The following is a 15,202-nucleotide window of genomic DNA, read 5'->3' as shown; positions in this document are numbered from 1 at the left end:
GTCGGGCGCTAATGCTTTGTTTTGCCGGGAAATTCTTGGTGTTGTTGATGGTTGACTGACACTTTTGTCAGCTAGACGCGAGCGCCATGCTAAACAAGGCTGTGTCATGACCACTGGAGCGCCGGACATGACCGAGCAACCCTTCTCCCTTCTACGCAACCTGGCCCGAACCGGGAACGACACGCACGAACATGGCGATGACACGTTACCGTTCATCAACGCGATGGAAAAACTGAACATCCATTCAGTGTTCGATATCGTACGGCGCTCCAAAAGCGCTTTTGTTCACGAACTCTCACGTATCAGTGATGCTGATGCAGCGCTCGCCTATGAAAACGCTCGCTGTTACGCCACCCAGATCGTGCGCCTGTATCGCAATCAACTGCTGTCCTCAGGCCGAACCCAACAGCTGACGCGGCGCACCGGCGTGCGTTCGCTGGTAGACATCGGGCCTGGCTTCCCTAATCTGTTCAAGGAGAACTGGGATCTGTTTTGCAAGGTGGGTGCAATCGAGGCCAAGGATTCACCCGTGGCGTACCTGACGTCCTTGTACCGCTTTGCGCTGGAACAGCTGGAAGGCAGCGTGGCGGAACCGAGCCGAATCAAGCTCGATGAACGACGGCCTGACCTCAAGGATCTGTTGATCGATCAACAAAGCACCTTCACGCCAGTGCCTACGCTGCATATCGTCAATCAGGTGTTAAGTAAAGCCATCAACGCCTACGTGGACACGGTGCCTGAAGACAAGGACAAATCTATTTACCAATTGGTGGCCGAAAAACAACACCCGTTTCAGTTTCCTTACAACTTTCACTTTCAACAGATCAGCCTTGGGCTTGACGGGAAGAAACCAACGCTAGGCGAGCTGAGTTACCGCGTCAGCCTTGAAGTTCCAACCACGTCAAGGTACGGCAATGACTATGGAAAAGTGCAGCACTCCAGTGCCATTGCACAGGTACTGATGAGCGGAGCAGGCCCAGAGCAACAGGCAATCGTGCTTGAACCGGCCTTATCCAGTCAGGCAAACGCCGACACGTCAGCAGACCTGACCCGTCAGTTCTTCAAAACGAAATACAACGTTGATTACGTCGACGACGCCAGCAATCCTTTGAATAATCTGAACGTCTTTCTGGAGAAGACGGGTCTAGACAGCGACGGAGTCGAAGCCCTTCTTGCCATCGGCAGCCACACGGCCTATGCCTCTCCCAACATCCTGTCAGCGGGACACACCGCGGATGAAGACTCCCCACGCGAGGCAAGCCTGACAGCAATCAAGGCTCGATTCGGAGCTGGCTACGTCAATGGCCCGACCACTCAGCCGGCAATGGCTCTGAACAAGGATGAATACGGCATTGAGCGGCTGGTCAACACCAGCGTGGACCGCTTCGACCGCCTGCAACGCATGATCCGTCTGCAGCGCTGGACGGGCATTCCTTTTACAGCGCTGGACACGTTGGTCATGGCCGTCATTCGCTCCGAAGGCGCCGTGAACCCTCAGATGGTGTTGACGGTAAATACGTTGCGCGCACTGGGAACCTATCGGTATCTGAACAAACGTTACGGCCTCGCGCCTGATGAGTTTGCAGCCTTTGTTCACCAGATGCCCGGCGAGGCAAACGACGGACGCTTGCCGATGTTCGACCGGGTATTCAACAACCCGGCATTGTTCGATACCCCGCTGGTGCTGGATAGGTCGATTCTCGACCTCGATCAGGACAGTAGCGAGCACGTCAAAGCTCGCGCTCAATTGAGCCGAGCCTTGCATTTATCCAGCACTCATGAGGGCCTGAGGCAACTGGCCATCGATGTTCGCGAACTGATTGGCAACGCGCCCACTGACTTCAGACTCAACGTCAGCATGATCTCTTCGCTGTACCGCCAAGCCCGCATTGCTTCGATGTTCGGTCTGACCACTGCGCAATGCCGGGCATTGATCGACCTGCTAGGTTCTCTGTCTTTTCGGAAAAAGGTGGTCTCAGGTCAACTCGACGACAGCGAACCGGACGTGCTCGATATCCTGATGCAACTGGACTGGGCAGTCACATGGCTCGAAGCGTCTGATCGAGACGTCACCACACTGCGACGTCAGGCAGGCTGGGACATGACCGAAACAATAGTCACGCAGGAACTGACTGTTCAGCTTGAGCAATTAACCAATGATGCGCGCCTGGCTGTAGTGAACAGCGACCAGCTGGCATCCCTTGATTTGCCAAGCAAGGATGACCAAAACAACACCATCAATTGGTGGTTAATCCTCTCTTACCTGATCGACGAATCAGGGCTGGTCAGGACTCAGCCGCTGCACGAGGAACCCGCGGTCAGCATCCGCCGCACCCTGCATGAACGCTTGTCCGCCATAGCCATCGCGGAACCCCTTGCAAGCGAAGTCGAAGCCAGACTTGCAACGTTCGTATTGAACGGCTATCGGAATCAGCATCGGCTGGTGGAAGAGCTGTTGCTGACCCTCACCGGTTTGCCGCCGGACCGTTGCGAGCCGGTGATACGCTGGGCAGGCAGCGACGTAAGCAAGTTTCTCGCTGCGTTACTTTGGGATAATGGCGTCATTCAGACACTCTCGACGCTGATTCGCTATTCAGAAGTCAGCCAGCAACTGGGGCTGAGCGCCCGGGCACTGCGCACTTTTTTGATCAATCCAAGCTGGCTGTACGCAGGCTCAGAAGGCCAGTTTTATCTCTCACCGAACAGTCTGTATTTGCTCGACCGTTACAGCAACTGGCGCGACCACTGCGGTTACCCGGAAGAAGCGCTGCTCGAGTATTTCAAGCAAGCCAATGACCCGCAGCGAGACGCTACACAATGTGCTGCGCGGCTGGCGTCACTGACAGGCTGGACGTCATCTGAAGTGCTGGCCGCAAACGAATTGCTGACCGGGTCAGATCGTATCGCTTCCAGCATGCACGAGGTGGACTGGTTAAGCCGGATGCACAGCGCCAGTGACGTCACCGGCCTTTCGGCAAGACAATTACTGTCGGCTACTGACCTGACAGCGACCAGCACGGCCTCGCACTGGAAGTCCGTAGGCGAAGCCGTGATAGCCGCCAACCGTTAAGCCGTGAGCATTAACCTGTTCAATGCCATGGAGGCCTGATCATGTCCGATACCCTTGAAAGCCGGCTCAACGAATCCTTCCGCGATGCGCTGGTGGCTTACTATCTGAGTGAGGTCGTACCCAACGACCCTATGCTGAAGCGCCTGGGCCTGGACCAGCGCTTGAAAACCGCCAATGACCTGTATGAGTTTTTTCTGCTCGACAATCAGGTCAGCAATGAAGTCCAGACCAGTTATGTCGCATCGGCAATGAGCAGCCTGCAGCAGCTCATCAATGGCACGTTACTGGGCATGGAGCCGGGCTATGAAATGCTGCTGCCGACCGAAGCGCGCTTTGTCGAGTGGCGTGAACGCAGCAGTCAATACCCGATCTGGGCGGCCAATATGCAATTGGCACTGTATCCGGAAATCTATATTTCTCCGGCATTGCGCTTGAAGAAGTCCGGCTACTTCACGCAACTGGAAAACGATATCAATCAGAACAGGATCAATATCGACACGGCGCAAGATGCGGTAAAAGCCTACCTGGCCAGTTTTGAAGAAGTCGCCAACCTGACGATCATCAACGGCTACATCGACAGCGACCGATTCGCAGAAGGCAAGTATTACTTTATCGGCAAGTCGCGCGCCGAGAATATTTATTATTGGCGCACCGTAGACATGAATGAGCGCGCCTACAAAGAAGGGACTGAAGGGCCGAAATACGATAACCCGACACCCGGTGCCTGGTCCGACTGGAAGCGGGCCGAGATCGGCATCAATGCCAATACACTGGAAAGAACCATTCGCCCGGTGTATTTCAACAACCGGTTGTTTGTGACGTGGGTGGACCTGGTTCACGTGACCGAACAGGTAGCGGTTACGCTGCGCGAAGGTACGGTTAAGCCAGGCGCCGATGGCAGTATCCCCATCACCCCACCGGCTGACATCGCGCCATTGACGGTAATCACACCCAATGTGCGTCTGGTGTTGAATATTTCCTATAAAAAATATGACGACTCCTGGAGTGCGCCACAAATCTACATGGACGTGACAACACCCAATGTCTTCACCCGGGCAGGCAAGGCAGTCAACCTTGAGAACGACCTGAACAGTATTGCGATCTTCGATGTATCGGCCTCCCCGGAATCGCTGTTTATCGCCATGTATGCGGGTGAAGCGCTGACGCTTGGTGACACCGATGGCTCAACGTCGACGTATGCCTTTCTGCACACGGCCTTTATCGACAAGAATTTCAACAAAACGCCAGCTTTTCCAGTTGCGAACTACGTAGACGCCGTTTCCGACAAGGCAGACCTGGGTCTGGAGCAACCTCGCGTGCGCAAGACCTGCTGGGCATTTGCTTTAAAGAACAAGGGTAATTTTCAGTTTACGTGGAGCTTGTATATCAGGCTAAAACCATCCCTGACAACATCTCCAAACGATGGCGACACCTGGTGGGACTACCAAGACCATCAGGAAGCAATAGCCCAGATGACCGGTGTCTATGCACCCCGCCTGGACCTTGAAAACTCCACAATAAAATTAAGCACTGCAATAAACAAGGACATCCTAATTAATGGTACTACTAAAACCACACTCATATTGACTGAGCCAGCCAGCCAGTGGACGTTTGAGTTCATAACGACACCCTACGATCTCGACCTCTACCATGAAAATTTTATATTACAGAACGGCTCAAGCTTAAAAATCGAATCGACCGCAGGCTATTGGGGCGACCTGTCGCTGAACCTGTATAGCGCTGTAGCCGCCCCCCCTCAAGTACCACTTTCCTTCGCAACCAACACAATAGTTATTACCGTATAGAACGATATACCACCGACTGGAACCTTAGAGGCGGCAAACTGAAGGTGGGCGCTGTCGAGCTAATGTCTTTGGCGGCAACCGACCCGGAGGTCATAGCCTCGGCACTCATAGCACTTATACAAGGCGAAACTTCATATAATCTGTATCCCTCTGCACACGTAGGGCCTCACTACACTGACACGCTTTCTTTCGCCCAATCGTTCAGTTACCCATTGGATATGAACGTCCCCCACAACAACTCGCAAAAGCAGCTGACCGCACGACCTCCGACCAGCAGCATTACAGCACCGAGCCTTTACGAAACAATCATTACATTCGATAAATCCACGCTTCTGCCAAATCTTCCGCAAACCCAATTCATCAGCGGATCGAAAAAGTTTTACATCACCCACGGCTTTGCCGTAAACACGCTAGTTCCCCCTGCCTGGATCGGTAACGCCCTCAAATCCACCGAAATAGAGCTGGAGTGGACAACCGCTGATGGGGGCGACCCTATCGCGCCCAAAATCAGCAAACGCATCAACGCCATTCTGGGGATCGCCGAATACATCGATTTCTCCGCCTCCAGCATTCGGTTCAGCGACAACTCCACCATCGATACCCGCGACCCGATCCGCATGAACACGCTGTTCGCCCGCGAGTTGATCAACAAGGCCAACATTGCGCTCGAAGCCTTGTTGTCCTGGGACACCCAGCAGCTACAGGAACCGCCCATCGATGATGACGCCATCGCTGACCTGATGGACTTCAAAGGTGCCAACGGCCTGTACTTCTGGGAGCTGTTTCTGCATCTGCCGTTCATGATTTCCCATCGCCTGAACCTGGAACAACGCTTCACCGATGCCGAACGCTGGCTTGGGTTCATCTTCGACCCGGGCCGTAAAAAAACAGGCGACGCACCGGCTTACTGGAACGTTCGACCTCTGGTGGAGATACCGGACCCGGATTACTTTCTGCGCGCCCCTATCGACCCGGACGGCATCGCGGCAAGCGACCCGGTGCGCTATCAGAAAGCGGTGTATTTCCATTACATCAAAAACCTTATCGACCGCGGCGACATGGCCTATCGGCAATTGACGCCCGACAGTCTGGGCGAAGCCAAGCTGTGGTACGTGCGTATTCTCGATCTGCTCGGGCCGCGCCCGGATGTGAAACTGACCAGCCAATGGACGCCGATGGCACTGGGCGATCTGGCAGCGTCCACCAGTCCGGGACTGCGGGCTTTCGAGCAGCAGCTTGTCGAGCAGGAACAACAGGTACGTGCCAGCGCCGCCGTCAACGATGGCAAAGCCACTGTCAGTTTCAGCCAACCGTCCCTGCGCTTGAGCACCTTCGGCAGCGACCCGACATTGAACGAGGAAGACAGCGATCACTTCATCCTCCCGATGAATTCGGAGCTGGTCAAATACTGGGACATGCTTGAAACGCGCCTGTACAACCTGCGCCACAACCTCACCCTGGACGGCAAGCCACTGTCGCTGCCGCTGTTCGCCGCACCGCTGGACCCACGGGCGCTGCTCGCAGCCTACGCCAATGGCGCAACCGAGGGCGGTGCGGGGAGTTTGCTGGCTCAGGAAACACCGCACTATCGCTACCCGGTCATGTTCGCCAGAGCCAGCGCGGTCGTGGAGACCCTTATCCAGTTCGGCTTCACCTTGCTGTCGATCATCGAGCGCAAGGAGCAAGGGCAGTTGATGGAACTGCAACAGCAGCAGGTCTGGGAGTTCGCCCAGTACGCCATTGACCTGCAGCTTGAGGCGCAAAAAGTCGAAGTTCAGGCACGCAAGGCATTGGAGGCCAGCAAAGCGGTCGTTGATGCAAGGGCCCGCTTTTACGGCACGCTGGCGGATGAAAATGTCAGCGCAGTCGAAATCGCAGCGGGTGCTGCAAAACTTGTTTCACGTATCGCAGAAAGCGCTGCCAGTGCGGCCAGCATCGTGGCTTCAGCTATGAAAGTAGCGCCTAATCACGCCGGTGTTCATGCCGGAGCAACCGGCGGGATGGCCGTAGGTGCCGCAGCCGGAGGGGCCGTAGGCGGCTTCCGGCTGGAAGGCATACCGGAAATGGTTGCAACTGGCGCTCATGCCGTCGCAGCAAGATCTGCAGCTGTCAGCGATGCACTGGAGCGCACGGAAATGTTCCGTCGGCGCCTCCAGGAATGGGAACACGCGCGCGATCAGGCCTTGCTCGAGTCCGAACAGATCACCTTGCAACTGGCTGTCCACGATGCTCAGGCCCGCATTACCGCATTACAACTGCGTCAGGCTGAGGAAGCCAAAAAACAGGCCGAGGCTGTCTATGCATTTCTCAACAAGCGCTTCACCAACAGCCAGCTCTATCAATGGCTCAATGGGCAGTTCTCGACCTTCTACTACCAGGCCTATGACGCCACGTTCTCACTGTGCCTGGCAACGCAAGCCTGCTGGCAGTATGAAATTGCCGACTACTCGGCCTCCTTCATCCAGCCTGCAGCCTGGAAGGATGCCTGGCGCGGCCTGACTGCTGGCGAGGCCCTGAAACTGAATCTGCTGCGCATGGACGCGGCTTACCTGGCCCGCAACGAGCGCAAAATGGAGATCGTCAAAACGGTTTCGGTGCGCCAGCTGCCAGAAGCAGAGAGAGATGATACGGGGATCAATCACGGCTGGGATGCAGTGGTCGAGCGCCTGGCGCAAGACGGGATTGCCGAGTTCGAAATCACCCGAGCCATGCTTGACGAGGATTACCCGGACCACTACCTGCGGCGCATCAAGCGCATCAGTGTGTCGTTGCCAGCCACGGTCGGGCCTTATCAGGACATCCGCGCCACCCTGACACAGTCGTACAGCGCGGTGCAGATGGACGCCCAGCCTGACGGGCCGCTCAAGGAAAACCTGCGTGCCAGCCAGCAGATCGCCTTGTCTACCGGCGTGGACGATGACGGCTTGTTCGTTTTCAACTTCGACGATGAGCGCTATCTGCCGTTTGAGGGCACCGGTGCGATATCGCGCTGGACACTGAGTTTTTCCAACCCGGCATCGCAGCGCAACATGATCGACTCGATCACCGACATCATCGTGCACATGCGCTACACGGCGAAAAGTCGTTAACCGACAGGGAGCAAGCGTCATGGAAGCTCAATCGCAATCGCAGAATCAATCGCCGCAGTCTCTCCAGCCGGCTGTTGCCACCCCTTCATTACCCAAAGGCGGTGGCGCGATTCAAAGCATCGGCAAGGGCTGGGGATCCGTTGGTACCAGCGGCGCAGCGTCACTGGAAGTCGCTCTGCCGATCAGTCCGGGACGCGGTTACGCACCCGCCCTGTCGCTGAGTTATCAGAGCACTTCCGGCAACGGAGTGTTCGGACTTGGCTGGAACCTGAACACCAGCAAAGTCGCGCGTCGTGCCAGCAAAGGCGTACCGATCTACACCGACGACGACCTCATTTTCGGCCCCGGAGGCGATGTCTGCCTGCCCGAACGTGACGACAACGGCGCGCTGGTTTCGACTCAGGTCAGCCGCTACAACGGCCATGATTTGAATGCGACTTATCAGGTGGTGCGTTACTTCAGCCGAGTCGAAGGGGCCTTTGCGCGCATCGAGCATTGGCGCGTAGACATTGCAGATCCCGGCTTCTGGCTGATCCACGGCGCCGACGGCAGCCTGAACCTTTATGGCAGGAGGACCTCGTCGCGCATTGCCGACCCGGCAGACATGAATCGGGTTGCCGAATGGTTGCTGGATGAAAGCATGAATGCCGTCGGCGAACACATCCTTTATGAATACAAGCCCGAAGACCATCAGGGCCTAACGGAGGATCACCCGAGAAACTTCCGCGCCCAACGCTACCTGAGCCGGGTTCGCTACGGCAATGCCAAGGCGCACCCCGTACTTTACCTGTGGCAGGAAGATTCGCTGGACGGTTTGCTGTGGCATTTCGACCTGATATTCGACTATGACCAGCGCGACACCCGCAGTGACCCGCCCCCCGAATACGACGAGCAATTTACCTGGCCGGTGCGCAGTGATCCGCATTCAAGTTTCGCCTATGGTTTTGAGCTGGGTAATCTGCGCCTGTGCCGGCAGGTTTTGATGTTCCATCACTTCCCGAATGAACTCGGAGAAGCCCCGCTGCTGACCCGGCGACTGCTGCTGGAGCACCTTCAGACAACGCTCGGCTACAACCTGCTGAGCGCGGCGCATTCGCAGGCATGGGATGGCACGGACTGGCGGCGCGTCGATCAGCAACCTCCTGTGCAATTTCAATACACCGATTTCAGTCTCGAGTCGGGTATCTACACGCCGCTGGAGCCCATGGCCGGCCTGAATGACGGCCAGCAATACCAGTTGGTCGATCTTTATGGCGACGGCTTGCCCGGCATTCTGTACCGAGACGACAAGGCCTGGCTTTATCGCGAACCGGTCCGTGATACCGCTGGCGGAGCGGACGCCGTTGCCTACGGAGCCAGTGAATGGTTACCGCGCATCCCGACGGCTGATTCAGCCACACCGGTACGTCAGACCCTCACGGATCTGACCGGCGACGGGCGACTGGACTGGGTAGTCGCCCAGCCGGGAATGGCCGGATTCTTTACCCTCAACCCTGATCGAAGCTGGTCGAAATACGCCACGTTCTCGGCTTTTCCTGCAGAGTTTTTCCACCCGCAAGGCCAAATGGCGGATCTGGTCGGCGACGGGTTGTCGGATCTGGCCTTGATCGGGCCGCGCAGCGTTCGCCTGTACGCCAACCGTCGAGCCGATGGATTCGCCGCAGCAACGGACATTCCTCACGACGAGGATCGCCTGCCATTGCTCAGCGACAGTTCCACTGAACTCGTGGCGTTCAGTGACCTGCTGGGCACAGGGCAACAACACCTGATCCGTATCCGGCACAACGAAATCCGCGTCTGGCCAAACCTGGGCCGAGGCAGGTTCGGCAAGGGCCAGTTGTTTGCCACTCTGCCCTACACCTATGAAGCCTTTGATTCGAGCTTGGTGCGGCTGGCCGACCTGGACGGTTCAGGTGCCAGTGACGTGCTGTACCTGCAAACCGATGGCTTTCAGGTCTTCATGAACCGGGGCGGCAACGGTCTGGCCGCGCCCTTCGATCAGCGCTGGCCGGAGGGCGTGCGTTATGACCGGTTCTGCCAGTTCAGTGCGGTCGATCTGCTGGGCCTCGGTTTCTCCAGTCTGGTACTGACCGTACCGCACATGGCGCCACGGCACTGGAGCCTTTACTACGCGGCGGACCGGGCCGGCTCGGTGCGCAAACCTTATTTGCTGAAGGCCTCGGACAACAATCTCGGTGCTGCCGGCGAAGTCAGCTACCGCAGTTCGGCGCAGGAATGGCTGGACGAAAAAAACGAGCTGCGGGCCGCAGGCAGCGTTGCTGTCTCGGAATTACCGTTCCCGGTTCATGTGGTCGTCAGGCAAACCATGCAGGACAAGGTCACTGGCAATATGCTGACTCAGTTGTTCCGCTATCGGCAGGGTTTCTATGACCCTCGCGAACGCGAGTTTCGCGGCTTTGGCCTGCTCCTGCAGACCGACACCGAAACGTCGTCGCAGGATCAGGAAGACTTTACCGCTCCGGTATTGAACAAGACCTGGTTCCACACCGGACGCTATCCTGCCAGACCCTGCACCGACCACGACCGCAGCGACCCACTGGCACGCTTGCCCGGCGAGCATGTGTTGTCCCGACTCGACGCCGCAACCCAGACAGAGCTGCCAATAACGGACGCGGATGACGCGACCTTGCAGGAAATGGCGCGAGCGCTGAGCGGCTCGGTACTGCGCAGCGAAGTCTTTGGACTCGACGCCAGTCAACGTCCCACAGTGCTGTATTCGACCCAGTCCTGCCGCTACCTGGTTCGCCAACTGCAAGCATTGAGCGCACATCGACCCTACGCGTCGATGCTGCCGCTGAGCCTGGAAGTCATCACCTATCGTTACGAGGCCGAGGAGCTGGAGGACCCGATGTGCGAACACAGCCTGAACCTGGCGTGGGACCGCTACGGCTCGACGCTCCACTCAGTCAGCGTCAACTATGCCCGGCGCAAGAAACCGGGTGACGCGCCACCCTTTGCGGACCCTCACCAGCAACAATGGTGGGAGGCGTCGCACGACGACGCCCAGCAACAGTCCTGCCTGAATGAAATGCACGCCGAAGCAATCCACCTGGACAGCCCGCAGAGCTGGCGTCTGGGGCTGCCTTACCGCACACGCGGCGACGCCATGCTCATTCCGGCAAGCGCCTTGACGCCTGAGCAGATCAGCTATGAACAGTTCGCCGATCCGGCCGGGCCCTTCGCAACCTTGCCACGTACGCTCACCAGTCTGTCGGTGCAACGCTACATCGGTTGCGGCGATGGCGAGGCGACCTTTCAGGCGCTGGCTGACGCCGTTGAAACCGCTGAACTGGATGATCATGCACTGAGCGCCTACGAGCGGGTCATGGACAGCGTCACTCTGGCCGAAAAACTCGTCGAGATCGGTTATCAGCAGATGCCAAGCTTTCTGCCAGCAGACAGCCTGAATCTATGGTCGGTAAAACGCGGCTTCGCCACTTACGCCGGTCAGGAGCACTTCTTTCATCCTACTCAGTTCAGGCCCACGCGCAGTCACGGCTGGAGTCTCGTCGAATACGACGCCTACCATCTGTTCGCGATTCGCATCACCGACCCGGCAGGCTGCGTCACTACCGCTGAATACGATTATCGTGTGCTGCAACCGAAACGAATCATCGACCCCAATCAGAACAGTCAGGAAGCTGATTACGATGCCTTCGGCAGAGTATGGGCAACCAGCTTTTACGGCAAGGAACTGGGTGAGGCAGTCGGTTTTCCTCCACTCAATCGCGCCGGGCATTATTGGGCTTCTGCCGGCGAGGTAGCGCTGCAACCCGAATACGCTCTGGGCAGGCAAGCCAGCGCGCTCTATTACGACGGCAACACGGCTTTGGGGCAGGTCCACATCCCGCTGGCCACCGCGGCCCTCGCGGCAGACCGCTACCCGGAAGACCTGGACAGGCAGATCCGCGTCAGCATGGCGTCGATAGACGGCTTCGGTCGCACGCTGCAAACCCGTCAAAAGGTAGAGGACGGAAACGCCTATTCAGTCGATGAATGGGGCAATCTCGAACTGGTCGACGGTAAGCCGAAAATTGTTCACGCATCACCGCGCTGGCGTGTCAGTGAACGTGTGGAATACAACAATAAAGGCCTGGCGGTGCGCGTTTACCGGCCGTATTTCGCCAACAGTCATCTGTATGTGAACGACGCATCGATACGCTCACAAAACATCGTCGACAAACAGTTCTACGACCCGCTGGGGCGTCCGACCATCACAATCACCGCCAAAGGCTGGATGCGCCGACAGACCTATCGGGTCTGGTACACCATCAGTGAGGACGAAAACGATACGGCCGAGGAAGTGCTGACCGCGAGAAAGGCAGCCGGGCGTGGTTAATAGCGCGGTACATTCCCATACGCCGGAACTGCTCGTTTCCGAGGTTCGTGGGCTGGTCGTGCGCCAGGTCCTCTTACATCGAACCGAAGCCGCAGAAGCCGCCGCAATGCGGGTTACCAGACAGCGTTTCGACCCGGCAGGCAGAATGATCGCCGCCACTGACCCACGTCTGGCCGACGCCAACCGGAGCACTGCCTACAGCCTTGGCGGCAACGCGTTGGCCACCGAGAGTGTCGATGCCGGCTGGCGAGTTGCGCTGTTCGGCGAGGCGGGCCAGGTCTTGCAAGGCTGGGATGGTCGCGGCACCGAGAGGCAGCTCGAGTACGACCTGCTGCTGCGCCCGACAAGGATCATCGAACAGAATCGCTGCGCGGAGCGGTTCGCCTATGGCCAGACAGATGCGGCAGGACACAACCAGTGCAATCAACTGGTCCGCCATGACGATACGGCGGGCTCGCGGTTGCTGCAGGATTACAGCCTGCATGGCTCGGTACTCAGCGAAACACGACATTTCCTGCTCGCCGCAGAAGCAGCGGACTGGCCATCAACCGAGCCTGATCGTAATGAGCTGCTGGAGCCGGCCGTCCTTCAGACCTGTCGCGTTTTCAACGCACAAGGTGAAGTGCTGACGCAGACTGATGCCAGTGGTAATAGCCAGCTTTCAACTTATAACCTGGCTGGACAGCTGCACAGCACAGACCTGATATTGAACGACAGCATGCATGCGCGCACGCTGGTCAGCGCGATTCGCTACAACGCATTCAATCAAGTCGAACAGGAAACAGCGGGCAATGGCGTAGTCAGCCTTTACACCTATGATCAGCAGGACGGCAGGCTGACCGGGCTGAGCGCGATCTCTGCTGACGGCACGCTGCTGCAGCAACTCAATTACAGCTATGACCCGGTGGGCAATATCCTGCTGGTCAACGATGCCTCGCAACCGGACCGGTATTGCGACAACCAGCTTATCGAACCCATCAGCCATTACCGTTACGACACGGTGTATCAGTTGATCGAAACCACGGGGCGTGAGGTCAGGAACGGGGCCAGCCATGGTCCGGCGCTACCCGGTCTGCAACCTGTTCCGACGCTCGATCCTTGCCAGGTCAGCAACTACAAACAGAATTACAGCTACGACGCAGCGGGCAATCTGCTGCAAATGCGCCACGAAGGCGCACACAACTTCACCCGCAACATGCACGTTGCCCCGGACAGCAATCGCAGCCTGCCCGACGATGACGGGGATGTGGATTTCGCCACGAGCTTTGATGCCAACGGCAATCTGCTGCAACTGGTTCGCGGGCAGCTTATGGGCTGGGATGTGCGTAATCAACTTGCTCTTGTCACTCTGCTGCAGCGTAAAGACGCAGCGAGCGATGAAGAGCGTTATGTCTATGACGGCCAGGGTCAGCGCTGCCGCAAGATAAGTACTGCTCAGGCATCAGGTCGCACGCTGATCAACGAAGTGCGCTACCTGCCGGGGTTGGAAATTCGTACTACGGCCGATGGCGAAATCCTCCATGTCATCACCGCTCAGGCGGGGCGCAGCAGTGTCCGCGTGCTGCATTGGCAAGCTGGTAAACCCTACGCCATCACCAACGATCAGGTACGTTACAGCCTGAGCGATCACCTGGGCTCCACCACGCTGGAGCTGGATCAGCAAGGCGGCCTCATCAGCCAGGAAAGTTATTACCCGTTCGGCGGCACGGCCTGGTGGGCGGCGCGCAGTGCCGTGGAGGCCAAGTACAAGACGGTGCGTTATTCAGGCAAGGAGCGTGATGCCAGCGGGCTTTATTACTACGGCTTGAGGTACTACGCGCCGTGGCTGCAGCGGTGGATCAATCCGGATCCGGCGGGGGATGTGGATGGTTTGAATCTGTACAGCTTTGTTGGCAACAACCCACTCAACTTATTTGATCCCGACGGTCAGAACAGTCAAAAGGCCAGGGCGCGCTGGTTGACGGCGATGGATACCCTGCGCGAGCAAAGGGATACGAACGACGTGAGTGTCAGAACGCTCGCGCCAGGCATAATCGGCGTGAGTATCCAGGGCACCAATGAAACCTTCGCGCAAATAGGGATGGGGTTGCCCAGAGCGTTTAAAGGCCAGCGAGAACTTACTTACCTGTCCATCGACTCTACCTACCAGAGCAAGGTTTCAGGAGGCAGCTACCCCTTCGCTATAAAGTCCGCGTCCGGCGCTTCTATTTATATAGAGGCAGAAGTACCTGGCAGTAGTCACCTGGCATACATAAATGGCGGCTTCTATAACTTGAAAGGTAACGCCTCACCATCAGATCCCACACACGCCGCGGTTGGGAAGTTGTTCATGGGTGGCGAGGAGGAAGCATCTGTCAGCATTCCAAGGCATTACGAACAAGATTACGTTGCGCTGACGATGGGGGATGGCTCCACTCTTCACTCGGCACCACTGCTGTCTACCGGGGGAGAAGTGGCTTTCACCGAAAGCCATCTTGAGCAGGGAAGGTTTCAATATGGACCGGCCACATCAGGGCCGGGCCAATTAGGTCATGCCAACACGCCCAATCAACGTTCGGGTATCAGCTTTCCGGTTGTTTTCGACGGATCATCAAGAACGCGTCTGGCCGTCGGGTTAGGCGGAAGCAGAACCCAGAAGTCCAGAGCTTACACGATGCCGGAATGGGCGAAGATCATGGTAAGGCTGGACAAACTGAACGCCACACCCGGATGGTCTGCCAATCTCGACGGCGGCGATAGCGCGGCGCTGGGGATAGTCTCCCGCTCAGGCGAAATCATCATGGATCAATCGGCCAGAGGCAACCCTGGGCGAGGAATAGGTAACTTCCTGACTTTTTATAAATCCAGTTTTCCAGGGTGATCCTTGTTGCTGACGGTG

General features: G+C 57.4%; 5 protein-coding genes. All 5 read left to right on the top strand.

Going from position 1 to position 15,202, the window contains the following annotated elements; genetic code table 11:
• Window positions 1-106 precede the first annotated feature (106 nt).
• The 5 genes from LIX91_RS00495 (at window position 107) to LIX91_RS00475 (ending at window position 15,184) form a co-directional block, all read left to right on the top strand.
• A complete protein-coding gene (locus LIX91_RS00495) occupies window positions 107-3,070 on the top strand; it encodes a Tc toxin subunit A (RefSeq protein WP_226487813.1) in 2,964 nt (987 codons plus the stop codon).
• 41 nt (window positions 3,071-3,111) lie between these two features.
• On the top strand, window positions 3,112-4,875 hold the full coding sequence (locus tag LIX91_RS00490; RefSeq protein ID WP_226487812.1) for a neuraminidase-like domain-containing protein: 1,764 nt from the start codon (window positions 3,112-3,114) through the stop codon (window positions 4,873-4,875).
• 218 nt (window positions 4,876-5,093) lie between these two features.
• On the top strand, window positions 5,094-7,964 hold the full coding sequence (locus tag LIX91_RS00485; protein ID WP_226487811.1) for a hypothetical protein: 2,871 nt from the start codon (window positions 5,094-5,096) through the stop codon (window positions 7,962-7,964).
• A gap of 19 nt (window positions 7,965-7,983) precedes the next feature.
• A complete protein-coding gene (locus tag LIX91_RS00480; protein ID WP_226487810.1) occupies window positions 7,984-12,324 on the top strand; it encodes a SpvB/TcaC N-terminal domain-containing protein in 4,341 nt (1,446 codons plus the stop codon).
• Window positions 12,317-15,184 carry an RHS repeat-associated core domain-containing protein gene (locus LIX91_RS00475; RefSeq protein WP_226487809.1) on the top strand — a complete coding sequence of 956 codons (2,868 nt, stop codon included), beginning with the start codon at window positions 12,317-12,319 and terminating at the stop codon, window positions 15,182-15,184. Before LIX91_RS00480 ends, LIX91_RS00475 begins: the two co-directional genes overlap by 8 nt.
• Window positions 15,185-15,202: the final 18 nt, after the last annotated feature.

Origin of the sequence: Pseudomonas sp. B20 (assembly GCF_020515755.1) — a bacterium.
GTDB classification, from domain to species: Bacteria; Pseudomonadota; Gammaproteobacteria; order Pseudomonadales; family Pseudomonadaceae; genus Aquipseudomonas; species Aquipseudomonas syringae.
Note: the sequence above shows the minus strand (reverse complement) of the source record. Positions and strands in the feature narration are given on the sequence as shown.